Consider the following 24,255-nt stretch of genomic DNA (forward strand, 5'->3'; position numbering starts at 1 on the left):
CGGGCCGCTCGTCCCTCGTCCTCTTCCCCGCCCCCGCAGGAGCCGCTGATGCCCGCCGTCCCACCGCCTCCACCGCCCGTCCCGGCGCCCCGGCCGCCCACCCGGACGTCCGCCGAACTGCCGGACGCGGAGCAGGTGGTGGCGCACACCCTGGTCAACTGCCTGCTGCGGGAGGTTTCCGGCCCCGAACACCAGACCGCGGTCAGCGACGGTCGGCTGCTGCTCCGGCTGCCCCGCTGCGGCGTGCTGCTGCGGGTCGCGCTGCGCCGCGGCTCGCTGCTCGGCGCGCACCGGTTCAGCGGCCCGGTGGAAGTCGAACAGGCGGACGGTTGGGTCGAGTTGGACTGGCTCACGCTGGCCGGACAGGTCCGGCGGGAACTCACCCTGCGGACCGGCGGTGACAACGAGGAGTTCCTCGACCAGCTGGTCTCCAGCCACCGGGTCGTCCGCGCCGCACTGCGCGACCGCCCGGCACCCGGTGCGGACCGCTACCTGGAGTCCGAGCAGGCGCTGCTCTTCGGCCACCGGTTCCACCCCGCGCCCAAGTCCCGTTCGGTGGAGGGCGACCAGGACGGGCAGCAGTGGTCCGCGTACGCGCCGGAGGCCCGGGCGGCCTTCCCGCTGCGCTATCTCGCCGTGCGCGAGGACCTGTTGGCCGAGCAGACCACCGACCCGGCCGCCACCGCGCTGCTCGACGGGCTGCTCGACCCGGTGCGCGGCGGACCGGGCGACGGAGTCCGCGAAGTCCCCTCCGGCTACCGGCTGTTGCCCGCGCACCCGTGGCAGTACCAGCTCCTCGCGGACCACCCGCTGCTGCGGGCCGCCCTAGCCCGCCACGACGTGCTCGATCTGGGCACCGGCGGCCCGGAGTTCGCCGCCACCGCCTCGGTCCGCACCCTGCGCGGCGCCGGCGCCTTCCTCAAGTTCAGCCTGAACGTGCGGATCACCAACTGCCTGCGGAAGAACGCCGTGTACGAGCTGATCGGCGCGGTCGAACTGACCCGCCGGCTGGAACCGGCGCTGGCCGACCTCGCCGAGCGCTTCCCGGGAGCCGCGGTGCTGCGCGAACCGGCCTACCGGTCGCTGGCGTTGCCCGGCCCGGACGGCACCCCGGAGCTCGCCCTCCTCGAGGGCTTCGGCCTGATCGTCCGCGAGGACCTGGACGCCCGGCTGCGCCCCGGCGTCACCCCGCTGCTCGCCGCCGCGGTCGCCGACGAGTACCCGACCAGCTCCGCCCAGATCTCCAGGTTGCTGCCCGACGCCGGCCCGGGCGAGCTGCTCGCCTGGTGGGCGGCCTACCTGCGGCTGCTACTGCCGCCCGTGCTGGCGGCCTACTTCGACCACGGCGTGGTGCTGGAGCCGCACCTGCAGAACGTGCTGATCGGGGTGGACCCGACCGGCCACCCGGCCCAGGTGCTCTTCCGCGACCTGGAGGGCACCAAGCTGCTCCCCGAACGCAACGCCGCGCTGCTGGCCGGGCTGCCGCCCGAGGTGAGCGGCCCGATCAGCTACGACGCCCAGCGCGGCTGGGACCGGGTGGTCTACTGCCTGCTGGTGAACCACGTCGCCGAGTTGCTGGCCGCGCTGGCCGACCGGGTGCCGTCGCTGGAGGCCGAACTCTGGGCGCTGGTCCGCGCCACGCTGGCCGACTACGCCGCCGAGCGCGGCTGCCCGCCACGGCTCGGCGCCCTGCTGGCGGGCGCGCCGCTGCCGGCCAAGGCCAACCTGCTGACCCGTTGGGAGCGCAAGGCCGACCGCGCGGCCGGGTACGTCCGGCTGCCCTCCCCACTGGCGGAGGAGGTGCTGGCCCAGGCCGCCCGCACTCCCGCGTCCACCCCCGCCCTGGCCCGGAGCACCCGATGAGCGCCTCCGCGACGAGCACCTCCGCCGACCCCACCCCGGCCGTGCTGGCCCGGCTCGCCGACCTCGCCCCCGACCAACTCCCCGCCTACCTCTACGACCTCCCCGCGCTGCGCCGGCACGCCGCCGCCGTCCGGGCCGCGCTGCCCGAGCGGGTCGAGCTGTACTACGCCGCCAAGGCCAACCCCGAGCCCGCCCTGCTGACCGCCCTGCGCGACCTGGTGGACGGCTACGAGGTCTCCTCCGGCGGCGAGTTGGCGCACGTCCGAGCAGCCGCACCGGGCGCCGCACTGGCCTTCGGCGGCCCGGGCAAGACCCCGGCCGAGCTGGCCGCCGCGCTGCGCGCCGGGGTGCACCGCTGGCACCTGGAGAGCGTCCAGGAACTGCGCCAACTGGCCGCGCTCACCGCCGCCGCCCCGGGAGCCACGGTCGACGTCCTGCTCCGGGTCAACCCGCCGCTCGCCACCGGCCTGCCGGACTCCGCCGCGCTGGCGATGGGCGGCCGGCCGACCCCGTTCGGGCTGGACCCACGGGCGACCGAGGAGTGCCTGCGGCTGCTGGCCCGCCCGGAGGCCGCCCGGCTGCGGCTGCGCGGCCTGCACGCCCACCTGGCCAGCGGCCTGGCCCCGGCCGAGCACCTGGCGATCGCCGAACAGGTGCTCGACTGGTCGGCCGCGCTGGCCGCCCGGCACCGGCTGGAACTCACCGAGGTCAACCTGGGCGGCGGCATGGCGGTGGACTACACCGCCCCGGCCGCCCGCTTCGACTGGGCGGCGCTCGGCACCGGCCTGCGCCACCTGCTGGCTCGCCATCCGGGCCTGCGACTGCGGATCGAACCGGGCCGGGCGCTGACCGCGTACTGCGGCTGGTACGCCACCGAGGTGCTGGACGTCAGGCGGAGTCACGGCGAGCAGTTCGCCGTCCTCCGTGGCGGCACCCACCACCTGCGCACCCCCGCCACCCGCGGCCACTCCCAGCCGTTCGACGTCCTCCCGGTCCCCGCCTGGCCGCACCCCTGGCCCCGCCCGACCGCCACCGCCGCCCCGATCACTCTGGCCGGCCAACTCTGCACGCCCAAGGACGTCCTGGCCCACCACGCGACCGCCCCCGGCCTGCGAGCCGGTGACCGGGTGGTCTTCCAGCTCGCCGGCGCCTACGCCTGGAACATCTCCCACCACGAGTTCCTGCTGCACCCCCGCCCGACCTTCCACGTCCTCGACGAGTAAGGCTGATCCGGCGGCCCCCGGTCGGCCGGTCCGAGCGTGGCTGGGCCGCGCGCGGCCGGACCGCACCTACCCTGGCCGCATGATCACTGGCACCCACGTCATCATCCACAGCGCCGCCCCCGAAGCCGACCGGGACTTCTTCCGTGACGTCCTGGAGTACCCGCACGTCGACGCCGGCGGCGGCTGGCTGATCTTCAAGCTGCCGCCGGCCGAACTCGGGGTGCATCCCGCGGAAGGGCCGGGAACCCAGGAGCTCTATCTGATGTGTACCGACATCGCGGCAACCATGGAGCAACTGGCCGCCAAGGGGGTGGAGTTCACCCACCCGGTGAGCGACGAGCGGTGGGGGCGGGTGACCCGGCTGCGGCTGCCGGGCGGCGGCGAAGTCGGCCTGTACGAGCCGCGCCATCCGCTGGCAACGGAGTTGTAGTCGTCAGCCGCTCAACGATCCCAGCAGCGACAGCACCTGGGGCCACCCGTCGGCGCGGGCCCCGGCGTTGGCCGCGGGACTGCCGCCGAGGTCGGTGACCACACCGGTGAGCGGGTCGGTGAGCCGGATGCCGCCCGGCTGGTACGGGAAGGTGCCGACCTGGTGGCCGGCCTGCGGATAGACCAGCGTCTTGTGCGGGTAGGCGTGGCCGGCCGCGTCCAGGGCGGCGGTCACCGCCTGGGCGGCCGATGCCGCGGGCCAGAGCGGGTCCTGGCCGCCGGCCAGGGTGAGCACCGGCCCGTTGACCCGGTCCACCGGGATCGGGCCGCTCGGGACCGGTCGACCCGCCAGCGTCCAGGCCGCGCCGGGTCCGTGGAACGCCACACCGACCCGGTCGGCCGGCGCGTAGAGGACCGCGCCGTGCACCAGGTCCGGGTAGTCCTGGGCCAGTTGCAGGGCCGCCTCGCTGCCCCGCGCGTAGCCGAGGACGGCCAGGTGGGCCGGGTCCGTGCCGGGCTGGCCGGCCAGCAGCTGGGCGGCGGCGCGGAAGTACTCCAAGGGGACGTCGGTCAGCGTGCCGGGCAACCCGGCCTGGCCGGGGTAGGCCACCGAGAGGGCCGGGTAGCCGCGGGTGGCGAGCAGCGCCGCGGTCGGGCCCAGCGCCTCGTCCTCCGTGGTGCCGCCGATCAGCAGCACGGGCGGGTGCCGGGGCGTGCCGGGCGCGGGCAGGTACAGTTCGCCGGCCACACCGCCCAGGCGCGGCTGCAGCACCTGGCGGGTGACGCCGGGGCCCTGGCCCACCCGGGTCAGGGTGCGCACCGCCGTCCGCCGGCCGCTCGCGGCCACCGCGAGCCAGACGTCGTAGCCGCGGTCGGCCCGCGGTCGCGGGACGAAGACGGCCTGCCCCGAGTCGCCGCTCGAGGGGACCATCGACCAGAACAGGCCCATGCCGTCCGGCCGCTGGTAACTGCCGTTGAGCGGCCGGGCGGTGTCCAGCGCCACCGTCCCGGAGCGGTCGGCGCGGTACTCGGCGCCGGACTGCCAGGTGACGTTCTCGGCGTCCACCGCCTCGGCCGCCACCGAGATCCGCTCGTTCGGCGACAGCCCGGTGATCCGCAGGTGGGCCGACTCGTCCAGCGGCGCGCTCGCCTGGTCCGTCCGGATCACCGGCGCCGCCCGCGGCACCTCGCCGCAGCCGGCGGCGGTCGCGGTCAGCACGACCACCAGCGCCGCCGAGCCTGCCCACCGGCGGAACCGCCGCACGGCATCCCCCCACCATCGAATCGCCGGATCGGGCCCGGTCCCCGCCTGGTCATTCCACGGCCGCGTGATCGACGCGCCGCTCCGGATCCTACGCCGTGCACGTCCGACCAGCCCAGTTCTCACCGAAAGCGGACCGGGTACACCGGGAAGGCTACGCCCGACCCGCCGCCCGCTGGGTGCGGCGGGCCAGTGAGTCGATCACCACGGCGGCCAGCAGCACGGCACCCGTGATCATGAACTGGATGGCGTTGCTGAGCCCCTCGATGTTCATCCCGGACTGGATCGAGCCGATCACCAGCGCGCCGAGCAGCGCCGACCAGGTCCTGCCGTGGCCGCCGAACAGGCTGGTGCCGCCGATCACCGCCGCCGCGATGGCGTTCATCAGCAGGTTGCCGCCGCCCGAGGTCTGGCTGGCCGACTGGATCTGCGCGGCCAGGAAGAGCCCGCCGACCGCCGCCATGGTGGAGGCGATCACGAAGACCGAGACCCGGATCCCGGCCACGCCGATGCCGGCTCGCCGGGCCCCCTCGATGTTGCCGCCGAGCGCGAACACCCGCCGACCGTAGGAGGTGCGGCGGAGCAGGAAGTCCAGCAGCACGATGAGGACCAGGAAGACCAGCAGTGCCAGCGGCAGTCCCTTGTACTGGTTGAGCGTGTACGCCGCGGAGAACGCCACCACCGCCAACAGCACCGTGCGCAGCGCGATGTCGCTCATCGGCCGGAACGGCACACCCGCGCGGCGGCGGCGCTCGGCGTCGTACACCGAGGCACCGAGGAAGAGCAGCACGCCGGCCAGCGCGAGCCCGTACGCCGCGATCACCTGCGGATAGACGGTGGTGTAGAGCCGCGACACGACGTCGTGCCCGGAGAGGTTCACCGTGCCGCTGGCGCCCAGCAGTTGCAACATCAGGCCGTTCCAGGCCAGGTTGCCGGCCAGGGTGACGACGAAGGCCGGCACCCCGACCCGGGCGAAGAAGAGGCCCTGCACCAGCCCGACCAGCGCCCCACCGGCCAGCGCCGCGGCCAGCGCGGCCCACTGGTTCACCCCGTGCGTCACGTTCAGCACCGCGAAGATCGCCGCGCACAGGCCGCTGACCGAGCCGACCGACAGGTCGATCTCACCCAGCAGCAGCACGAAGACCACCCCGAGGGCGATCATCCCGGTGCCGACGATCTGCTGCGAGAGGTTGGAGAGGTTCTGCGCGGACAGGAAGGTGCCGTCCAGGCTGCCGAACACCACCCAGATCACCACCAGCGCCGCCACCACCGGCACCGAACCGAGTTCGCCGCTGCTCAACCGGCGTCTGAACTCGCCGAGGTAGCCGGCCACCCCCTGGTCGCGGACGATCAGCCGCGGATCGACCGCCGGCGTGGCCTCGGCCGCGACCGGGACGGTGGTGTTGACGCCGCCCCTGGGCATGGTGTCCTCGGGCAGCGGACCGCGCCGGAAGCCGCCGTCCTGCGGGGTGTCGCCGTTCACGAGGTCCCTTCCTGGTCACGGGCCTGTCGGCGGGTCACGGCGTTGTCCGTGGCCCCGGTGATGGCCGAGATGATCTGCTCCTGGCTGGTCCGTCGGCGGTCGAAGAGGCCGTTGTTGCGGCCCAGCCGCAGCACCGCGATCCGGTCCGCGACGGCCATCACGTCGGCCATGTTGTGGCTGATCAGCACGACCCCGAGGCCGCGCTCGCGAAGCCGCTCCACCAGGTCCAGCACCTGCGCGGTCTGCTCCACGCCGAGCGCGGCGGTCGGCTCGTCCAGCACCACCACGCTGGGCGCGCCGATCAGCGAGCGGGCGATCGCGACGGTCTGCCGCTGGCCGCCGGAGAGCGAGGCGATCGGGATCCGCACGCTGGGGATCCGGATCGCGAGCGTGTCCAGCAGCTCTCGCGAGCGCTTCTCCATCTCGACCTCGTCGAGCACCCCGAGGCGCCGCAACTCCCGTCCCAGGAAGAGGTTCCCGACCACGTCCAGGTTGTCGCAGAGCGCGAGGTCCTGGTAGACGGTCGCGATGCCGAGCTGCTGGGCGTCCTGCGGCCGGTGGATGACGACCGGGCGGCCCCGCCACTCGATCACGCCCTCGTCCGGCTGGTTGACCCCGGCGATCGCCTTCACCAGGGTGGACTTGCCGGCGCCGTTGTCGCCGACCAGGGCGAGCACCTGGCCGGCCGCGACCTCCAACTCGATTCCGGTGAGCGCCTGGACGGCACCGAACCGCTTGGAGATCCCGCGCAGGGCCAGCACCGGGACCACCGCCGTGTCCGTCACCGGGCCACCTCCCTCTCGTCTCCGCGCCTGCCGCGTCGGTTACCTGAACCCGGCCGCGCCGCACGCCGACGCGTAGTCCGGGGTGCAGATCCGGGCCACCGGGTAGAGACCGTCGGCGACCACGGTCGACCTGATGTTGTCCCTGGTCAGCACGGTCGGCGGGACCAGCACCGAAGGCACCGTCTGCCCGCTGCCGTTGGTCTGGGCGGTCGGCGCCAGCGCGGCGGGCAGCGGCTGGTGCCGGGCCAGCGCGACGGCCATCTCGGCGGCCACCTCGGCCTCCGGACGGTACGGCTTGTAGATCGACATGGTCTGGGTGCCGGCCAGGATCCTCTGCACGGCGTCGAGTTGGGCGTCCTGGCCGGTCAGCGGAACGCTCAGGTCGGCCGCCCGCAGCGCGGTGGCGATGCCGGCGGCCATCCCGTCGTTCGCGGCGTAGACCCCGACCACGGTGGCCGGGCCCAGCGCGGTGATCGCCGCGGCCGCCTCCTGGTTGGCGTTGTTCGGGTCCCAGTCCGGGGTGTCGTACTCCCGGGCGACGGTGAGCCGGCCGTTGATCGCCTGGTGCGCGCCCTGCTTGTACTGGGCGGCGTTGGGGTCGGTCGGCGAGCCATTGATCATGATGATCCGGCCACCGGGGGCGCGGTCGCCGACCGCGGCCACCAGCGCCTCGCCCTGCAGCCGGCCGACCCTGACGTTGTCGAACGACACGTAGGAGTCCACCGGGCCCTGCGCCAGCCGGTCGTAGGCGACCACCCTGACGCCCGCGTCGTGCGCCTTCCGCACCGAGGACTCGACCGCCCGGGCGTCCACCGCGTCCAGGATCAGCACCTGGTCACCCTTGGTCAGCGCGGTGTCGACCTGGGTCTGCTGCTGGGTGGCGTTCTGGTTCGCGTTGTAGTAGTCGAGCTGCGCGCCGGGCGCCAACGCCCGGATCGCGGCCTCGATCAGCGGCCGGTCGAACTGCTCGTAGCGGGTGGTCTTGCTCTCCGGCAGCAGCAGCCCGATCCGCACCGTGCCGCCCGCGGCGCGCGCGCTCCCGCCGGCCTGCCGGGCGTAGCCGCAGGCGGCCGTGACCAGCAGGAGGCTGAGCACCGTGGCCGCGACCGCGGCGCGCGCGAGACCGAGCTTCACCAGGCACCTCGTCTCCGGGTCGGGGGCTCTGCGGATCGGGCCCCCGGACTCTCGAGTCTCGGCAGGCGCTTCGGCCGGCGCTATCGGTGATCGGCCGAACGGGCCGGTGGCCGGCGTCCGACCCCCGGCGGCCGCACCGCTTCGATGGGATGATCGGGGCAAGGACCGGCGCCCTCCGGCACCCCGCCCCCGATCCCGCCGTGGCGCCCGCCCCACCGAGCCCTGGAACGGGTGGCGACCTGCCTGCTCGCGCTGGTGGACCCGGCCACCGGCCGCTGCTCGTTCGCCAACCCGGGCCACCTGCCACCGCTGCAACTCCGGCCCGGGCGGACCGGGCGGCTGCTGGAGCTGCCGGTCGACCCGTCGCTGGGCGCGGGCGTCAGTCCTTCACCTGCTCCTCGCGGATCGCGTCCTCGGCCGCCGCCTCGGCCAGCCGGACCTCGGCGGCCACCTCGGCGGCCGGGCGGCGGACCAGCCGGCCGCCGTGCCGCGCGGCCAGCTCGTCGGCCGGCCCGGGATCGTGCTCGTGCAGCTCGACGACCAGCAGCGAGCCGCTCTCCACCAGGCCACTGCTGTAGACGGTGAGGGTCTCGGCGGCGTCCTGGAAGTGCTTGAGCTCGGCCGCGCCGCCCAGCGCGGTGCCCGCCGTCCAGCCGAGGAAGGCCCCGAGCGGACCGCCGAGCAGGCCGACCAGCCCACCCAGGATCCCGCCGGCCACGGTCGGCGTGCCGGCACCGCGGACCCAGCTCTCGGGGACGTCCAGCAGGCCCTCGGCGGAACGCCGCAGCAGCGCGGCCTGGCGCGCTCCGGGCAGCTCCTTCGCCTCCTGGTAGGCGGCGTGCGCCGCCGCCTGGTCCGCGAAGGTGACGAACAGCATCGCGTGGGTGTCCGACATCGCACTGCCTCCCGACGACGGGCCCGGCGGCCCACCCTCCACGGTAGGTCCGCTCCCCCGAGGCGGGCGCCAGGGCGGCACCCGTCCGAATGAAGTAAGTGGCAGAAGACCACTTGGCCTATTACTGATTCGCGACTAGAGTCATGCGTAAGAGGTGAAGTCCGGCTCATCTATTACTCGGAGGGACTCCCATGACCACCACCACCGATGCCGGCGTCGCCGAACGCCCTTACTGGGACGGCTGGCAGCGCAGCTGGGACCGCCAGCAGGAGTGGTACCTGCCGGAGCGCGAGGAGCGCTTCCGGGTGATGCTCGACGTGGTCGAGGCGGTCGCCGGCCCGGCGCCCCGGGTGCTGGACCTGGCCTGCGGAACCGGCAGCATCACCGAGCGGCTGCTGGCCCGGCTGCCCGGCGCGACCAGCGTCGGGGTGGACCTCGACCCGGCGCTGCTGGCCATCGCCGCCGGCCACTTCCGCGACGAGCCACGGCTCACCCTGGTCACCACCGACCTCACCGACCCGGACTGGGCCGCCGCGCTGCCCGCCGGCCCGTTCGACGCCGTGGTCACCGCCACCGCGCTGCACTGGCTGAGGACCGACGACCTGCTGCGGCTCTACCGCGACCTGGCCGGGCTGGTGCGGCCCGGCGGCGTCTTCCTCAACGCCGACCACGCGCCCACCCCGAACACCCCCCTGCTGAACGCCGCCGAGCGGGCCCTGCGACGCCGGCGGCAGGAGCGGGACCGGGCCGAGTCCGTGCTCAGCTGGGAGGAGTGGTGGCAGGCGGCCGCCGCCGACCCCCGACTCGCCGAGGCCGTCGCCGCCCGCAACGTCATCTACGGCTCGCACGCGGACGGCGAGAGCCACTCCGCGGAGTGGCACACCGCCCGGCTGACCGAGGCGGGCTTCGCCGAGGCCGGGATCGCCTGGCGGTCCGTCCCGGACGCCCTGGTCGCCGCCATCCGCTGACCGAACCACCAGGCGCGCCGGAGACCTGACGCGCCGTCAGCCAGGGCATGTCGCCGCACGCACTCTCGCGTCGACACGCCGTCGGGGCGGAGAATCGGATCATGTCGCTCCGAGCCGCGTTCTCCGACCCCGTCCGGTACGGCTCGCTGGCCGCCGGCATGCTGCCCGTGCTCGCCTTCCCGGCCCCCGACCTGGAGGCGCTGGCCTGGGTGGCGCTGGTGCCCGGACTGCTCGTCATGCAGCGGGCGCCGCACGCCCGGGAGGCCGCGGTGCGGGGCTGGTGGTTCGGCGCGGGCTTCGTGCTGGCCGCGATGTACTGGCTGCTGCCGACCGTCGGTCCCGGGCTGCTGCTGATCGCCGCGCTGTTCGGCGCGTTGCAGGGCGGGGTGGGCCTGGCGGTCTGGGCGCTGCTCGGGCCCCCGCTGACGGCGCGCCGGGCGCTGGCCGCGCTGCTGGTGGTGCCCGCCGCCTGGGTGGTCGCCGAGTACGCCCGGTCCTGGCAGGCGCTGGGCGGGCCGTGGGCGCTGCTCGGCGCCACCCAGTGGCGGCACCCGGTGGTGCTCGCACTGGCCTCGGTGGGCGGCGTCTGGCTGGTGAGCGGCGCGGTGGTAGCGGTCAACACCGGGCTGGCGGTCGTGCTGCTCGCCGACCGCGGCCAGGTCCGCGCGCTGGGCGCGGGCGCCACCGCGCTGGTGCTGCTGAGCGGCCCGACGCTGTTCGCGCTGGAGTCCGCGCCGGCCACCGAGCGGTATGCCACCGTCGCCCTGGTGCAGCCCGGTGTGCTGCCGGACGGCGCCACCAGGCTGGACGCCTCGGCGCGGATCACCGCCGCCCTGACCGGTCACCACCCGGACCTGGTCGTCTGGGGCGAGAGCAGCGTCACCACCGACCTCAGCCGTGACCCGGCCACCCTGGGTCGGCTCCGCGCACTGGCCGCACAGACCGGCGCCGCCCTGCTGGTCAACGAGGACGCCCGGAAGGCCGACGGCCACATCTCCAAGGACGCCGTGCTGATCGGGCCGGACGGCATCGAGGCCCGCTACGCCAAGATGCGGCTGGTCCCGTTCGGCGAGTACATCCCGCTGCGGCCGCTGCTCGGCTGGCTCTCCGCGATCAGCAGGGCGGCCGGCGAGAACCGCGCCCCCGGCCGCTCCTTCCACCTGCTGCGCCCGGCCGACCGGGCCGGGCAGCCACTCCCGATCGGGGCACTGATCTGCTTCGAGTCGGCCTTCCCCGACATGAGCCGGACCGCCGCCGACCAGGGCGCCCAGCTGCTCGTCTACCAGTCCGCCACCTCCAGCTTCCAGGACACCTGGGCGCCCGAGCAGCACGCCTCGCTGGCCGCGCTGCGCGCCGTGGAGAGCGGACGGCCGGCCGTCCAGGCGGCGCTCACCGGCGTGTCGGTCGCCTTCGACCCGCAGGGCCGCCAACTCGCCCGGCTGGGCACCGGGCAGACCGGCGCGGTCACCCTGCGGCTCGCCCTGCCCGGGCCGGAGAGCCGCACCTGGTACGACCGGATCGGCGACCTGGTGCCCCGCACCGCCGTGCTGGTCCTGCTGCTCGCCGTCGCGTACGAACTCGCCGACCCGGACCGGCGCCGGCGGTTCCGCCGCCCGGCCGCGACGGTACCCACCGACGGTCGGATCGCCACCGCCGCGCGCTGAGCTCAGTCCCTGCGCGCCCGGCTGGGCTGGACCCGGCGCGGCTCACCCGGCGCCTTCGGGTGGTCCGGCGGGTACGGCAACTCGCCGAGTCCCTCCTCCCGGTGCTGCCGCTCGGCCAGCTCCAGCACCGGCTCCAGGCCGAACGCGTGCCCGTCCAGCTCGGCGAACGGATCCCCCAGCTCGGCGAGCCGGGCCGGCACCGTGCGCAGCGTGAAGTCGCGCGGGTGGGCGTCGGCCAGCTCCGCCCAGCCCAGCGGCGTGGAGACGGTGGCCTCCGGGCGGGCCCGCAGCGAGTAGGCGGAGGCGATGGTGCGGTCCCGGGCCATCTGGTTGTAGTCGACGAAGATCTTCGAGCCGCGCTCCTCCTTCCACCAGGCGGTGGTCACCCGCTCGGGCATCCGCCGCTCCAGCGCCCGGCCCAGCGCGATCGCGCAGCCGCGCACCTCGGCGAAGGTCCAGCGCGGCTCGATCGGCACGTAGACGTGCAGGCCGCGCCCGCCGGAGGTCTTCGGCCAGCCGCGCAGCCCGTACTCGGCCAGCACCTCGCGCAGCTCGTACGCGGCCCGGACCGCGTCGGCGAAGTCGGTGCCGGGCTGCGGGTCGAGGTCCAGGCGCAGCTCGTCGGGGTGATCGGGGTCGGCGCGGCGAACCGGCCAGGGGTGGAAGGTCAGGCAGCCCAGGTTCACCGCCCAGAGCACGGCGGCGGGCTCGGTCGGGCAGATCTCGTCGGCGAACCGGCCGCTGGGGAAGGCGATCCGGGCGGTGGGCAGCCAGTCGGGCGTGTTCTTCGGCGCGCGCTTCTGGTAGAAGAACTCGCCCCCGACCCCGTCCGGGAACCGCTGCAGGGTGGTCGGCCGGTCGCGCAGCCCGCGCAACGCCGCGTCCGCGACGGCCAGGTAGTACTCGGCGACGTCGCCCTTGGTGTAGCCGGGCCCGGGATAGTAGACCTTGCCGGGGTTGGAGAGCCGGACCGCCCGCTCGCCGACCCGCAGTTCCACCGCTTCAGCCATGGCTCCACGCTAGGGCGGCGGCTGCGGCGCCGCCCGGCGGGCAGCCGGCCGCCGAGCGGCCCACCATCGAGGCATGGACCTTCCGCTGATGCCACCGATCGAGCCGATGCTGGCCAAGGCGGTGGCCGAGATCCCGGCGGGGATGCAGTACGAGGCGAAGTGGGACGGCTTCCGCGCCCTGGTGTTCCGCGACGGCGAGGAGGTGGAGATCGCCAGCCGCACCACCAAGCCGCTCACCCGCTACTTCCCCGAACTGGTCGCCGCCTGCCGTGCCGAGCTGCCGGAACGCTGTGTGCTGGACGGCGAGATCGTGGTGGCGCACGACGGGCGGTTGCACTTCGAGGAGCTGCAGGAGCGGATCCATCCGGCCGCCTCCCGGGTGCGCACGCTGGCCGAGCGCACCCCCGCCTCGTTCGTCGCCTTCGATCTGCTGGCGCTCGGCGCGCGCTCGTTGGCCGACGAGCCTCTGGCGGCGCGGCGCGCCGCGTTGGTCGAGGCGCTCGGGCCGGCCCGGGCGCCGGTGTTCACCGCCCCCGCCACCACCGACCGCGCGCTGGCCCTGGAGTGGTTCGACCGCTTCGAGGGCGCCGGGCTGGACGGCGTCGTCGCCAAACCGCTGGACGCGCCGTACCGGCCGGGCGTGCGCTCGATGTTCAAGGTCAAGCACGGCCGGACCGCCGACTGCGTGGTGGCCGGCTACCGCGAGCACAAGGACGGCCAGGGCGTCGGCTCGCTGCTGCTGGGCCTGCACGACGCGGCGGGCACGCTGCAGCACGTCGGGGTCTGTGCCTCGTTCACCGCGGCCCGCCGGCGCGAGCTGGCCACCGAGCTGGCGCCGCTGCGGATGGCCGACCCGGCCGGCCATCCCTGGGCCGCCTGGACCGAGGAGGCCGCCCATCAGGAGGGTCGGCTGCCCGGCGCGCCGAGCCGGTGGAGCGGTGGCAAGGATCCGCAGTGGATTCCGCTCCGCCCTGAACGAGTGTGCGAGGTCGCGTACGATCACATGGAAGGAACCCGGTTCCGGCACACCACCCGGTTCCAGCGCTGGCGGCCGGACCGGGAGCCCGCCGGCTGCGGCTACGGCCAGCTGGTGGAGCCGGTCCGCTACGACCTCACGCAGCTCCTCGACGACCGACTGTCACCGGACCGCTGATCGAACCCGCGGCCGATCAGCGCCGTACTGACCCGTGGGGGGCCGGCCGGTCCCGACGACCGCCCGGCCGCCGACCGGAACGGAGGCAGGTGAGGACGATGGTCCTCTCGTGGCAGGAGGAGCGGGAGAGCCGCCGGATCGAAGCCCGGCTGACCGCCGAGGACCCGGCCCTGGCCCGCAGGTTCGCCCAGTGGCAGCGAAGCCGTGAGCGGGTGGCCGAAGCCGCCGCGCTGGCCGCCGGCCACCAACCGCGAGGCAGCGCGACCCGGCTGCGCCGGCTCTGGCGGGAGCTGCTGCACGGGCGCGGGCCGATCCCCTAGCCAGGCCGATCCGCTGACCGGGCCGATCCCCCGGCCAGCCCGTCCAGTGGGCCGTGCCCAGCCGGTCCCGTCCCCTGGACAGCTCTGTCCGACCGCCCGCACGGGGCCGTCGTTTGGCACCATCGGTCATGGGGACACCCGGAGCCGGGAAGGTGAGAGCGGATGTCCAGCGACGCGATCGTGCTGCTCAAGGAGGAGCACAAGGAGATCCGGCAGCTGTTCCGGGCCTACCGGGCCACCACCGAGCACGACCATGCGGCCAGGGGTGAGCTGGCGGAGGAGATCGTGCACGCGGTCACCGTCTACACCTACGTCGAGGACGAGGTGGTCTACCCGCGGGTCGGCGCGCTGCTGCCGGAACTGGAGCCGGAGATCCGGCAGGGCGGCCAGGAGCACCAGCTCGCCGACCTGCTCTGCACGGAGATCACCGGACTGGCCCCGGCCTCGGAGGAGTTCGACGCCAAGGTCGGCGTCCTGATCGAGACCGTCGAGCGGCACATCGAACGGGAGGAGCGGGACTGGTTCCCGCGGGTGCGGGCCGGGGTCGGCCGCAAGGACCTGCAGGAGATCGGCACCCGGCTGCTCGCGGTCCGCGAGACCGCCCCCCGCCCGCACCCCGGGCCGGTTTCCGACCCCGCCACCGGGGCACCGGAGAGTCAGGGGCGCTGAGCACCGAAGTGGAGACCGCCATGGAATTCCCGGACACCCCGCCCACCGCGCCCGACGGCGCCGAACCGCACGAGGGCGTCGCCGCCTCCGGCCTGCAGGGTGAGCGGCTGCTGCACGAGCTGGAGCAACTGCACCGGACCAGGCACGAGACCTTCCTGTACGGCTCCGACGACGCCCTGCGCCACCACACCGAGCGCACCGCCGAGCTGGAGGCGGAGTACCTGCGGCGCTTCCCGAACCGGCTGGTCACCGCCGGGCGCACCCGGTCCGGCGCGCGGGCCCGCGAGGTGGCGGCCCGGGCCGAGGCCACTCCGAGCTGAGGCGGCGTCCGATGCGCGACGACAGCGAGCGCGGGCGGACGGTGCTGCGACTGCACGCCGAGGCGCTGGCCTCGTTCGGGCGCCGGGTGCACGGGGTCGCGTGCAACCAGTGGGTGGCCGGCACGCCCTGCCGGGCCTGGTCGGTCCGCAACCTGGTCGACCATCTGACCACCGAGCAGCTCTGGGCGCCCGAGCTGTTGGCCGGTCGGACCATCGCCGAGGTGGGCTCCCGGTTCGACGGTGACGTGCTGGGCGAGGACCCGGTCGCCGCCTGGACCGCCGCGGCCGCCGCCGCCCGGGCCGCGTTCAACGCGCCGGGCGCGCTGGACCGGACCGTCCAGCTCTCGTACGGGGTGACCAGCGCGCTCGACTACTGCGCGGAGATGACCATCGACGCCGCCGTGCACACCTGGGACCTCGCCCGGGCCAGCGGCGGGGACGCCCATCTGGCACCCGAGCTGGTGGAGTTCGCGCTCGACCGGCTGGTGCCGCACACGGCCGAGCTGGAGGCGAGCGGTCTGTTCGACCCGCCGCTGGAGACCTCGCCGGACGCCGACCCGCTGACCCGACTGCTCGCGCTGCTCGGACGCCGCGCGGGCGGCCGGCCGGCCCTCGATCCGGAGCAGACCGGCTGACGTCCGGCCAGGGGGACGCTCGGCTCACGAACCGGGCCGGATGAGGATGGATCAGCTCACCACCAGGGGGACGCCGTCGTGCGCCGACCCGGTCGGCGGGTGGCCCGGTCGAGTCGTGTACCCTCACCGCTCTCGATGCGGTCGGACCCCCGATTCCGGGCATTCCGGCCCGGTGGCAGACCACGTCGGGGTACATCGTGCACCACCATTTCCCTAGGAGCCTTCCCTCGTGCACCGACCCCTCCGCCGGGCCCTCCCGGCACTGGCCGTGGCCGGCATAGCCCTGGCCACCTCGCTCGTCACCGCCGGCACCGCCCAGGCTCACGTCGCCGGTGGCGGCTGCGACTCGCTGGGCATCAGGTACTCCGTCGACGGCGGCCAGACCTGGACCAGCTCCGACGTCATGGCCCAGCCCTACCCCAGCCTCGTCGTCAAGCTCGTGGGCCAGGCCCAGGACGGCTGCGACTACAACGTGTCGCTGGCCTCCTACAGCACCCAGGGCGCCACCTGGGCGAAGTCGGGCGTGCAGACCTTCCTGGGTTGGGCGACCGCCACGCTCAACAAGAAGCACCCCCAGGCGACCCTGGACATCAGCAAGTTCATCCCGCCGTGCTTCGGTCAGACCGACCTCTACAACGGCAAGACCGAGTTCGACGGTGTGCACGGGCCGCTGCCGCTCTTCCCGAACCAGCCGTACCCGACCGGCCTGATCTCCCACTGGAACGGCGGCCAGAAGTGCGACACCCCGCCGGTGTCCCCGCCGCCCACGGGCACCGGTTCGGCCTCGCCCTCCCCCTCGACGAGCACCACGCCGCCCACGGGCACCGGTTCGGCCTCGCCCTCCCCCTCGACGAGCACCGGGACCGGTACGCCGAGCCCCTCGTCGTCGTCCCCGGCCGCCGCCGTGCCGACCACGCCCACCGACACCAGCGGCCCGACCGGCACCCCGTCGGTCGCGCCGGTCTCCACCACCCCGGCCAGCAGCGGTAGCAGCCTGGCCTTCACCGGCACCGACGGCACCGCGCTGACCGAGGTCGGGGCGGGCGGCGCCGCGCTGCTCGCCCTCGGCGCCGGCGCCGTGGTCGCCAGCCGCCGCCGCGCCAACCGCGGCTGACCCACCAGCAGCACCCGCCGCCCGTGGCCGGTCCGCACTCCGGACCGACCGCGGGCGGCAGCCTTTCACCGCCGGGCCGCCGCGCACCTTATTCCCAGCCTTGGAAGGAGCGGCTCACATGCGTCGGGGCAAGGGTCGATCGGCGCAAGCCGATACGGGGTGCCCGGGGAAAAGTGCACTGCCTCCATAGCTGCATCCTCCAGAGAGTCTTCCGCCTCAAATGCGCCGCCCGGCCCGCGCCCGAACACTGAGCCCCGCCGTGGAGCGTCAGTGTTGGGCCACCCTGCCGACGGCGAGCCCGTCGGCCCTCTCCGTCAGTACCGACCCGGAGACGCGGCTCGGATGCTGGCCGATCCCGCTTTCCCGGGCTGGCCCCATCGTCGGCCTGCTGCCAGGCCATCACCGGGCCCTGCCCGGCCCTTCCTCGCTTTTGCGCGCGCAGTTGGCCGGGCCGTCGTGTGGTGGGGCGTAGACAGGAAGCGCGGGGCGGCTCGGCCTGCGGGCGCGCGCGGCCCGCGCAGGCGGGCTGCCTTGAACCCGTAAGGAAAGTTTCGACGCACTCCACCAACGGGCCGCGTCTTGCTGAGCTACTGAACCGGCGAGCCCACCAGCGGTGTTCACTTGACTGGCTGTGTCCGCGCTGGACTGTGGCACGGCCGGTGGCTGAGAGGCCCGCTCCCTGCGCCCCGAGGCGGGAGCCTTGTGCGCGGGCGGAGAAGCCGGGCTGAGCTATCGGGCGCTCACTTCGCTGGCCACGATGATCCGGCCGCCGGCCTTCCGCACGGACCGGCTGACTCGGGCCTTCTCGTCGGGCAGGACGGAGAGCATCTCGCCGGTAGGGACGATGATGGTGTCGGCATCGCCGTCGAGGAGCATCTGCAGCGCGTAGGTGAGTCCTCGGCGCTGGTCGGGTTCGGTGGCGCCCTCGTCGTCGTGGATCACGCCCGCGAGGTGCAGGCCCGAGTCGCGGGCGATCCGCTCGCACATCGCCTGCCGGGTGACCACGGGCTCGTCCTTGGCGGTGCACAGGTAGACGACGGCGGTGGGCTTCGCGGGCTTGGTCATCTCTTCGTCCCATCTCAGTTCGGCTCGGCGCGGCACCGTCGGTGACGCTGTGTCGGTCCGTGCCGTTCGTTCGGTTACTGAGATCGTCGGGCGTCCGGTTCGGGTGGCCCAGGAACGTGCGGGGTCAGTTCGCCCACCAGCCAATGTTGATCTGATACGTAGTGTCTCTGCCGGGCTGGTCAGAGTTCGACGGCGAGGAAGTCGGCGAGTTCGACGAGTTGTGGGGACAGGCCGCGCTTGCGGCGGTTGACGAGGGTGGTGGCGATGTCGCGGGCGTATCGCTGGTAGCGCAGCCATTCGGGGGCGGCCTGCTTGATGCCCATCAGGATCTCGGTGGCCGGCGCGTGGTCGCGCTGTTCGGTGTGGGCGGCGGCGAGGTCGAGCAGGTGGCGGTTGCGGTTGTTGGAGGTGGAACGGGCGGGTGCGGTGACCTGTGCGGAGAGTTGGAGGGCCTTGCCGTACTCGCGCAGGATCATGGCGTTCTCGACCTCCTTCATGGCGACCGTGTTGGGGCCGAAGGTCGTCCAGTACTCGTGGTAGTCGATCGCGTCCCGGCCGACCAGGACGGCTGCGGCCTTGGCCTGCCGGATCATCTCGTCCGCCTCCGGGGTGCGGTTGTTGCGCACGGCCGCCGCCGATCCTCGCAGCAGCAGCCAGCCCCAGGTTCCGAGGTGGCTGGCGGTGGAGTGCCGGAAGGACGGCTCGATGGCGTCCGCCGTGGCGACGGCCACGTCTTCGGCCTCGTCGAAGCGGCGCTGCCGCAGTAGCAGCCAGCACAACGAGACCACCGCGGACGCCCCGAGGACCTGGTTGCCGCTCCGTTCAGCCAAGTCGATGGCCCGGTTCAGCGCCTGGTACGCGAGATCGTCATGCCGAAGGTGGATCAGCGTGGACCCCGCCAGCTGGTACGCCTGCGCCTGCACCTCCAATGCGGCCAACCAGGCATCACCCTCCGCCAGTTCAGCGACCTGGGCGGCCTCGGTCAGCACGCTCGGCAGAGATCCCAGCGTGGCAGCGTAATCGTCACCCTGGTAGAGGCGGTTGCCTTCGCGCACCGACGCGCGGACCCCGGTGATGGTCGGGGCATCGTGAGCGTCATCGGCATGGGCCACTCGGCCAAGGCCTCGGGCGGGTGTGATCACCCGACGGATCGCCAGAATCCCAGCCGGGTCGACCTCCGGGGCAACCGGTGCCTCGATCGGGCCGGTCTGCATCAGATCCGTCGTCTTCACGCCCAACGCCTGGGCGAGCTGGCGCAACGTGCCCATGCGGGCGCTCTCGCGGTCGTTGCGCTCCAGCTTCCGGATGGTTGCCACCGACACCCCGGACGCCTCAGCGAGCTGCTCCTGCGTCATGCCCCGGTGTCGGCGCAACCGCCCGATCCGGTCACCGATGCTCTCCGCCATGGCCACCCCCGCACCTGCGTCTTCGTTCCTTGCCAACGGTACGCCGCCCGCCAAGACCCCGGTGTGAACAGCGAGCGACCGTAACCGACCGGGTGATCGTGCTCGGCGAACTCCTTGGCCTCCGCTGGGAAGACCTCGACCTGGCCGGCGGAACCGCCAGCATCCGCCGCACCCTCCAGCGCACCAACACCGGCGGCCTGACCGCCCTGCCGACCAAGACCCAGAGTTCGGAACGGCGGATCGCGCTGCCCACGCCGTGCCTGCGATCCCTCGAACAACACCGCGACCAGCAGCGCCAAGAACGCGAAACTGCAGGCAACGGTTGGAAGGACAGTGGCTACGTCTTCACCCGGCCCAACGGCGCCCCCATCGAAGGGGCCACGCTCACCCGGCACTTCACCGCCCTGCTCCGCCGGGCCAGGCTCCGCCGCATCCGCTTCCACGACCTCCGGCACTCGGCGGCGACCCTCCTCCTGGAACAGGGCGTCGAACTCGTCGTCATCAAGGAACTGTTGGGCCATGCCCACATCGGCGTGACCGCCACGGTGTACGCCCACGTCCGCCTCCGCCTCCAGCGCGACGCCATCGACCTCCTCGGCAAGGCCCTCCGTGCCCCTGCCTCCCGACCCGACGACAGCGACGAACCACCGCTTTGTGCAGCATCCGTCCGCTGACGTTGCCGTCAACTACTGCCGTCAGACACCCGAGAGGCCCCACCGGAGAACCATTCCGGTGGGGCCTCTCGGGTCTTTTATGGGGCCATTAGTTGAGCATCTGAGCCCTATGGAAGGAACCGCACATATCCTGATATGTCGATGCAGAATCCTTTCCCCAGTGAGCGGCATCGTCGGGCGTCAACAGGCCAATGTTCCATCTGCGAGAAACGGAGAACTTTGCCGACTCAAGCCGCAGTTGCTCTGCCAGATTTTGACCCTCGACAGAGCCCACTACTCCTTGGAAATCATCGAAATCCCGCCCAGTGCGAGGGAGAACATCCGGACAAGCACCTTCCGAACATCCGGGTCTCGATCGACCCGCTCCAGCGATTCAAACCTCGCCGGATCAATATCGATCGTAGCAACTCCACCAGCATCCCCACCATCTACGGTCGAGAACAGCAGGAGGCAGCGGTAGGCCCGCACGGCCCCTCCTCGTTCCTCGCGCATCATCGACTGGAGAACGACGGCTTCGTCCTTGACCTGACTGCGGAGTGCGTCCACGGAGGTCCACCGAGTCGCCCAGCCACGGCCCTCCGCCTCCTGCTGGATCTCAAGCAGCGCATCGAAACTGATCTGACACACGCGGAAGTCAGGGTCAGTTGAATGAATCATAGACATCAGCACTACTCCCCACCGAGGACGTCAATACGGATTTGCTCGTTCGGGTCGATACGCCCGTCTTTGACCCTTGTTTGAATTTCATCCCAGCGGTGATGACCGCCAAGAATCGTCCCGTCGCGCGAGACGAGAATTCCATCTCCCGGCTCGGCTTCATTGACTCCATCCAGAAGTTCTTGCTCACTCAGGTACTCGTGATACCACTGCGATGCAGGATCCCGAGTTTTCTGCCCCTCGGTGTACTTGCCGAGATCACCAGCCTTCTCGTGACGCGGTGAAATATTAAGATCGCATCCCGGACCGGTATTGTGCACGAGTACAGGCGTGGTCCCGGCTAGCACATAGTACGTGTGCTACGCGACCCCTCTCCACCTGCTTTTTCGCAGGTCAACGGTGGTTTGACGGTCCATCGGTGTCCGTGGATGTGCGCTGGAGTCCGTGGTTGTTGCCGTCGCCGCTGCCGTCAGATGTGTAGACCAATCGCCCTCGCTGACGGCGGCGCGCGTGATCCTACTGCCAAGCTCCGGGCTCGGCGCGGACGATGGTGCGAGTGGTCTGCTCGTACGACTGATGGCCGGTCTGCGCACAGTGGCCGGCGATCCAGCGGGTGAGTTCCTCAGGGGTGTGCATCTCGCCGGACGCGGCAGCGCAGTTCCGTTCTTCGCCGGTGACGCAGAGCGCCTCGAAGGTCGGCAGCGCCATGGGGTCGGTCACGGTGGTCACGTGGTACTCGCGGAAGCGGTAGCGGGTGGCCTTACCCATCAGCTTTCCTCCCGTCCGCGAAGGGGGCTGGCGTTCGCGGGTTCACCCTCCTCGGCCACCTCCTCCTGCGGCGCCGGGATGCGCTCTCCGCGCGACTGGGCGACCCTGAGCGCGTCCGACAGGGCCTCGGTCAGCCGGCAGGCGAGCCAGCGGTATTCGATGGCCGACTGCGCCTTGGCTCCGGGGGCCAGGATGCCCCGGGCGTACTCCAGCAGCTCCTGGCCCATGCCGAGCTGCACGGTCTCGATGCCGTCGGCGAGCGTCGAGATGTAGCCCTTGCCGTCGGTGCTCAGGTAGCAGGGGCGTCCGTCCTCGGTGGTCCATGGCAGCAGGCGGGGTCCCGCCATGCCCGATGCCGCTTCGTGCAACTCCCTGCGACGCAAACGGTCCGCGTCGCTCCTCGGCATGCCCACAGTGGATCTCCGGCCTCGGTCGCTGGAACAGGACACGGCGACCGTAACGATCTGACTACGCGTCAATCCACGGACCCAGTAGGGCAGATCGCAACGCAAGGTCCGCGAACTGCCACGCTGCGTAGCAGCTATCCGACGACGCCCAGGTAGCCGGCCATCTCGCGCATGTCGCTGGTCAGGGTGCGCTTACGCTTGCTCAGGATCTCCTGCATGGTCTCGGCCGCCGAGTTCTGGTGCCTCAGCCACTCGGGGGCGGCTTCACGAGCGCGGATCAGCTCGTCCATCGCCGCCGAAAGGTCTCCGGTTCGCGTGTGGGCGCGCGCCATGTCCAGGGTGAAGCGGTTCCCGTCGTTCGTGCTGGGCCTGCCCAGTCGCTTCCACGCCCTCGGTGACAGCTCGACCTCTTCACCCGCCTTGCGCACCACCGCGCGGGCGTCCCCGACGACCATGGAGTCTTCGAGTGCCTTGATGGCGGCGGTCACCGGTCCGAAGACGGACCAGTGCCGGGAGACGTTGCGGTGCGCCGTGCCGACGGCGGTTGCCGCCACCCGCGCTGCCCTGCGGTACTCCTTGGCCTCGTCCGGGCGGTTGTTGCGTGCCGCCGCAGCTGCGGCCTCCATGGCCAGACCGCCCCACACCGCGTAGTGGTCGGGCTCGGCGCCGGTGATCTTCGGCTCCACCACAACCATGCTCTGGGCGGCGATCCGCTCCGCCTCCTCCAGCCGGCCTTGCCGCACCAGCAGCCAGCACATGCAGCCGACCCCGGAGCCGGCCGCGAGCAGGTCCCCGCCCTCCCGGGCGTCCGCGATGGCTCCTCGCAGGGCCGTGTAGGCAATGTCGTACTGCCTCACCTGCGTGAGGTAGGTGCCGGCCAGGCGCAACGCCTCGGCTCGGGCGAGCAGGGCTTGTTGGTGCTCTTCGCCGCTGTCGTAGTGGGCGACGGCCCGCGCGGCGTCCCGCAACAGGCCGGGCAGTTGGGCGGCAACGCTCTTGTAGCTGTCGGAGAAGTACAGCACCCGCGCGTCTCGAACCGTTCGGGCGTAGGCGCGCAGGTTCGGTTCCTCGCCCACGGCCTGGGTGTCCTGGTCCACGAGCCCCACCGCCGGGGTGAGTGCGGCGCGAAGCTGGATGAGGTTGAGCCGGTTCGGCTCCTCCGCCCGTCCCACGGGCTCCGGCGCGTCGGACGCGACGAGTGCCGCCGTGGGGATGCCCAGGGCGCGGGCCAGAGCGTGAAGCGTCTCCATGCGGACCGTTCCGCCTTGCTCGACCTTCCGGACGGTCGCCGGGGACAGGCCCGCTGCGTGGGCGAGTTCCTCCTGGCTCATTCCGGCGCGGCGCCGGTACTTCCGTACGTTGTCCGCGAGTTCCATCGTCATCTGCTCACCACCTCCAGCGCCACGGTACGCCTGGTGGGCGAACTGACCGGGCTCTCTGGGCAGATACCCACCCGGGACGGTGACCCACCGCCACGCGCAGCGCCGGGCACGCGGTTGACTGGAACGGCGCTGCGCCGGAGCCTCCGGCAGGTTGCGGGCCTGAGCGGGACGGGTCCCTCGTCGGTCGGGCGGCTTCGCCGGACCAGGGTTCTCCGGGGGCCGCCAAGGCTCACCCGGTGACGCTTGCGCTCGGCCTTGGCGGCCCCCGGGGGTTCCTGGTACGCCTCCGGGGACCGGCCGGCGAGGGGCACGACCCGCGACCCGCGACCATTCACCACGACGGTGCCGCGCCAGTGCTCGGCCCCCGGGCCCCTCGGAGGGAGGGCCTGGGGTGAGGTAGAGCCATGTTGACCACGACCGCTCTCGCTGGTGTTGCGCGCCCGGACGGGCGGGGGTGCCGCTGAGCGGGGCGGAGACAGGAGCGGGCGGCGGCCCCGCCGGGCCGGAGCGCGCGCGGCCCGCGACAGCGGGCCGCCTTGATCCAGTAAAGAAACTCTGAACAGCTCCGGCCCTGCCGGTCTCGCCACCACCATGAGCGGGCTGGCACACGCGCACATCGGCGTCACCGCGGCGGTGTACGCACACGTCCGGCTCCGCCTCCAGCGCAACGCCATCGACCTACTTGGTCGCGCGCTGCGCAACCCCTCCGAGACCACCGCCGAGTCCGACGACGGTGACGACCCGCCAGGTTGTGCAGCATCCGTCCGCTGACGTTGCCGTCAACTACTGCCGTCAGACATCCCTGAGGCCCCACCGGATTTGCTCCGACGGGGCCTCTTTCACTGCTGTTCACCAGTCAAATGTGAGAAAATTCGCACCCGCGCCGAATTTCCCTCAAGGAATGGAAGATGAGGCGCATTCCGACTGCCAGTCCAATCTTTGTCGAGGACTAGTGAGACCTCAAGCCTGG

The 24,255-nt window shown here is 72.7% G+C and carries 25 protein-coding genes and 2 pseudogenes; 14 read left to right on the forward strand and 13 right to left on the reverse strand.

Annotation, left to right across the window (positions count from 1 at the left end):
* The first annotated feature begins 48 nt into the window (after positions 1-48).
* The 3 genes from ACIGXM_RS28040 (at position 49) to ACIGXM_RS28050 (ending at position 3,516) form a co-directional block, all read left to right on the forward strand.
* A complete protein-coding gene (locus ACIGXM_RS28040; protein WP_396565606.1) occupies positions 49-1,863 on the forward strand; it encodes an IucA/IucC family protein in 1,815 nt (604 codons plus the stop codon).
* The gene (locus tag ACIGXM_RS28045) at positions 1,860-3,086 is read left to right on the forward strand and encodes an alanine racemase (protein ID WP_396565608.1); all 1,227 of its coding nucleotides are present in this window, start codon (positions 1,860-1,862) and stop codon (positions 3,084-3,086) included. Before ACIGXM_RS28040 ends, ACIGXM_RS28045 begins: the two co-directional genes overlap by 4 nt.
* Positions 3,087-3,165: 79 nt before the next feature.
* Entirely contained in the window at positions 3,166-3,516 is a 351-nt protein-coding gene (locus ACIGXM_RS28050; RefSeq protein ID WP_396565610.1) for a VOC family protein, read from the forward strand.
* A 3-nt stretch (positions 3,517-3,519) separates the two neighbouring features.
* On the opposite strand, the gene ACIGXM_RS28055 is transcribed toward ACIGXM_RS28050, so the two are convergent.
* From ACIGXM_RS28055 to ACIGXM_RS28070, 4 genes are all read right to left on the reverse strand, one after another.
* On the reverse strand, positions 3,520-4,779 hold the full coding sequence (locus ACIGXM_RS28055) for an acyl-CoA thioesterase/BAAT N-terminal domain-containing protein (protein ID WP_396565612.1): 1,260 nt from the start codon (positions 4,777-4,779) through the stop codon (positions 3,520-3,522).
* A gap of 151 nt (positions 4,780-4,930) precedes the next feature.
* A complete protein-coding gene (locus tag ACIGXM_RS28060; protein WP_396565751.1) occupies positions 4,931-6,199 on the reverse strand; it encodes a sugar ABC transporter permease in 1,269 nt (422 codons plus the stop codon).
* Positions 6,200-6,255: 56 nt separating this feature from the next.
* The gene (locus ACIGXM_RS28065; RefSeq protein WP_396565614.1) at positions 6,256-7,044 is read right to left on the reverse strand and encodes an ATP-binding cassette domain-containing protein; all 789 of its coding nucleotides are present in this window, start codon (positions 7,042-7,044) and stop codon (positions 6,256-6,258) included.
* 39 nt (positions 7,045-7,083) lie between these two features.
* Positions 7,084-8,178, reverse strand: a complete 1,095-nt coding sequence (locus ACIGXM_RS28070; RefSeq protein WP_396565616.1) for a sugar ABC transporter substrate-binding protein — start codon at positions 8,176-8,178, stop codon at positions 7,084-7,086.
* 231 nt (positions 8,179-8,409) lie between these two features.
* On the opposite strand from ACIGXM_RS28070, the pseudogene ACIGXM_RS28075 reads away from it, so the two are divergent.
* Positions 8,410-8,541: pseudogene (locus ACIGXM_RS28075) on the forward strand (SpoIIE family protein phosphatase); the annotation flags it as partial.
* A gap of 16 nt (positions 8,542-8,557) precedes the next feature.
* Here the strand turns inward: ACIGXM_RS28075 and ACIGXM_RS28080 are convergent.
* On the reverse strand, positions 8,558-9,073 hold the full coding sequence (locus ACIGXM_RS28080) for a histidine kinase (protein ID WP_396565617.1): 516 nt from the start codon (positions 9,071-9,073) through the stop codon (positions 8,558-8,560).
* Positions 9,074-9,264: 191 nt separating this feature from the next.
* Here ACIGXM_RS28080 and ACIGXM_RS28085 point away from each other — a divergent pair, with 191 nt between their 5' ends.
* Both ACIGXM_RS28085 and lnt read left to right on the forward strand, forming a co-directional pair.
* Positions 9,265-10,041 (forward strand): class I SAM-dependent methyltransferase, encoded by a 777-nt coding sequence (locus ACIGXM_RS28085; protein ID WP_396565619.1) that lies wholly within the window; start codon positions 9,265-9,267, stop codon positions 10,039-10,041.
* Positions 10,042-10,142: 101 nt separating this feature from the next.
* On the forward strand, positions 10,143-11,705 hold the full coding sequence (gene lnt / locus ACIGXM_RS28090) for an apolipoprotein N-acyltransferase (RefSeq protein ID WP_396565621.1): 1,563 nt from the start codon (positions 10,143-10,145) through the stop codon (positions 11,703-11,705).
* Positions 11,706-11,707: 2 nt separating this feature from the next.
* On the opposite strand, the gene ligD is transcribed toward lnt, so the two are convergent.
* Positions 11,708-12,715: a non-homologous end-joining DNA ligase gene (ligD, locus tag ACIGXM_RS28095; RefSeq protein WP_396565623.1), complete on the reverse strand. Its 1,008-nt coding sequence runs from the start codon at positions 12,713-12,715 to the stop codon at positions 11,708-11,710.
* 73 nt (positions 12,716-12,788) lie between these two features.
* On the opposite strand from ligD, the gene ACIGXM_RS28100 reads away from it, so the two are divergent.
* From ACIGXM_RS28100 to ACIGXM_RS28125, 6 genes are all read left to right on the forward strand, one after another.
* Complete coding sequence (locus tag ACIGXM_RS28100) at positions 12,789-13,868, forward strand: ATP-dependent DNA ligase (protein ID WP_396565625.1); 1,080 nt, start codon at positions 12,789-12,791, stop codon at positions 13,866-13,868.
* Positions 13,869-13,966: 98 nt separating this feature from the next.
* Positions 13,967-14,188 carry a DUF3040 domain-containing protein gene (locus ACIGXM_RS28105; protein ID WP_396565627.1) on the forward strand — a complete coding sequence of 74 codons (222 nt, stop codon included), beginning with the start codon at positions 13,967-13,969 and terminating at the stop codon, positions 14,186-14,188.
* A gap of 162 nt (positions 14,189-14,350) precedes the next feature.
* The gene (locus ACIGXM_RS28110; RefSeq protein WP_396565629.1) at positions 14,351-14,857 is read left to right on the forward strand and encodes a hemerythrin domain-containing protein; all 507 of its coding nucleotides are present in this window, start codon (positions 14,351-14,353) and stop codon (positions 14,855-14,857) included.
* A 20-nt stretch (positions 14,858-14,877) separates the two neighbouring features.
* Entirely contained in the window at positions 14,878-15,177 is a 300-nt protein-coding gene (locus ACIGXM_RS28115) for a DUF6158 family protein (RefSeq protein ID WP_396565631.1), read from the forward strand.
* An 11-nt stretch (positions 15,178-15,188) separates the two neighbouring features.
* Positions 15,189-15,812 (forward strand): TIGR03086 family metal-binding protein, encoded by a 624-nt coding sequence (locus ACIGXM_RS28120; RefSeq protein WP_396565633.1) that lies wholly within the window; start codon positions 15,189-15,191, stop codon positions 15,810-15,812.
* Positions 15,813-16,041: 229 nt separating this feature from the next.
* Entirely contained in the window at positions 16,042-16,926 is an 885-nt protein-coding gene (locus tag ACIGXM_RS28125) for a hypothetical protein (RefSeq protein WP_396565635.1), read from the forward strand.
* Between the two features lie 729 nt (positions 16,927-17,655).
* On the opposite strand, the gene ACIGXM_RS28130 is transcribed toward ACIGXM_RS28125, so the two are convergent.
* Together ACIGXM_RS28130 and ACIGXM_RS28135 are read right to left on the reverse strand one after the other, a co-directional pair.
* The gene (locus ACIGXM_RS28130; RefSeq protein ID WP_396565637.1) at positions 17,656-17,991 is read right to left on the reverse strand and encodes a hypothetical protein; all 336 of its coding nucleotides are present in this window, start codon (positions 17,989-17,991) and stop codon (positions 17,656-17,658) included.
* A gap of 179 nt (positions 17,992-18,170) precedes the next feature.
* Positions 18,171-19,397, reverse strand: coding sequence for a helix-turn-helix domain-containing protein (locus ACIGXM_RS28135; RefSeq protein WP_396565639.1), 1,227 nt, complete (start codon positions 19,395-19,397; stop codon positions 18,171-18,173).
* 104 nt (positions 19,398-19,501) lie between these two features.
* Here ACIGXM_RS28135 and ACIGXM_RS28140 point away from each other — a divergent pair.
* Positions 19,502-20,071 (forward strand): annotated as a pseudogene (locus ACIGXM_RS28140) (site-specific integrase); the annotation flags it as partial.
* A gap of 273 nt (positions 20,072-20,344) precedes the next feature.
* Here ACIGXM_RS28140 and ACIGXM_RS28145 read toward each other — a convergent pair.
* The 5 genes from ACIGXM_RS28145 to ACIGXM_RS28165 form a co-directional block, all read right to left on the reverse strand.
* On the reverse strand, positions 20,345-20,734 hold the full coding sequence (locus ACIGXM_RS28145; protein WP_396565641.1) for a hypothetical protein: 390 nt from the start codon (positions 20,732-20,734) through the stop codon (positions 20,345-20,347).
* A 5-nt stretch (positions 20,735-20,739) separates the two neighbouring features.
* Positions 20,740-21,048, reverse strand: a complete 309-nt coding sequence (locus ACIGXM_RS28150; RefSeq protein WP_396565643.1) for a hypothetical protein — start codon at positions 21,046-21,048, stop codon at positions 20,740-20,742.
* Positions 21,049-21,244: 196 nt separating this feature from the next.
* A complete protein-coding gene (locus ACIGXM_RS28155) occupies positions 21,245-21,496 on the reverse strand; it encodes a hypothetical protein (RefSeq protein WP_396565644.1) in 252 nt (83 codons plus the stop codon).
* Positions 21,496-21,843 carry a hypothetical protein gene (locus ACIGXM_RS28160; protein WP_396565646.1) on the reverse strand — a complete coding sequence of 116 codons (348 nt, stop codon included), beginning with the start codon at positions 21,841-21,843 and terminating at the stop codon, positions 21,496-21,498. Before ACIGXM_RS28160 ends, ACIGXM_RS28155 begins: the two co-directional genes overlap by 1 nt.
* Positions 21,844-22,037: 194 nt before the next feature.
* Entirely contained in the window at positions 22,038-23,285 is a 1,248-nt protein-coding gene (locus tag ACIGXM_RS28165; RefSeq protein WP_396565648.1) for a helix-turn-helix domain-containing protein, read from the reverse strand.
* Between the two features lie 591 nt (positions 23,286-23,876).
* Here ACIGXM_RS28165 and ACIGXM_RS28170 point away from each other — a divergent pair.
* Positions 23,877-24,056, forward strand: coding sequence for a hypothetical protein (locus tag ACIGXM_RS28170; RefSeq protein ID WP_396565650.1), 180 nt, complete (start codon positions 23,877-23,879; stop codon positions 24,054-24,056).
* Positions 24,057-24,255 lie beyond the last annotated feature (199 nt).

This window comes from Kitasatospora sp. NPDC052896, from assembly GCF_044547075.1.
Classification (GTDB): Bacteria; Actinomycetota; Actinomycetes; order Streptomycetales; family Streptomycetaceae; genus Kitasatospora.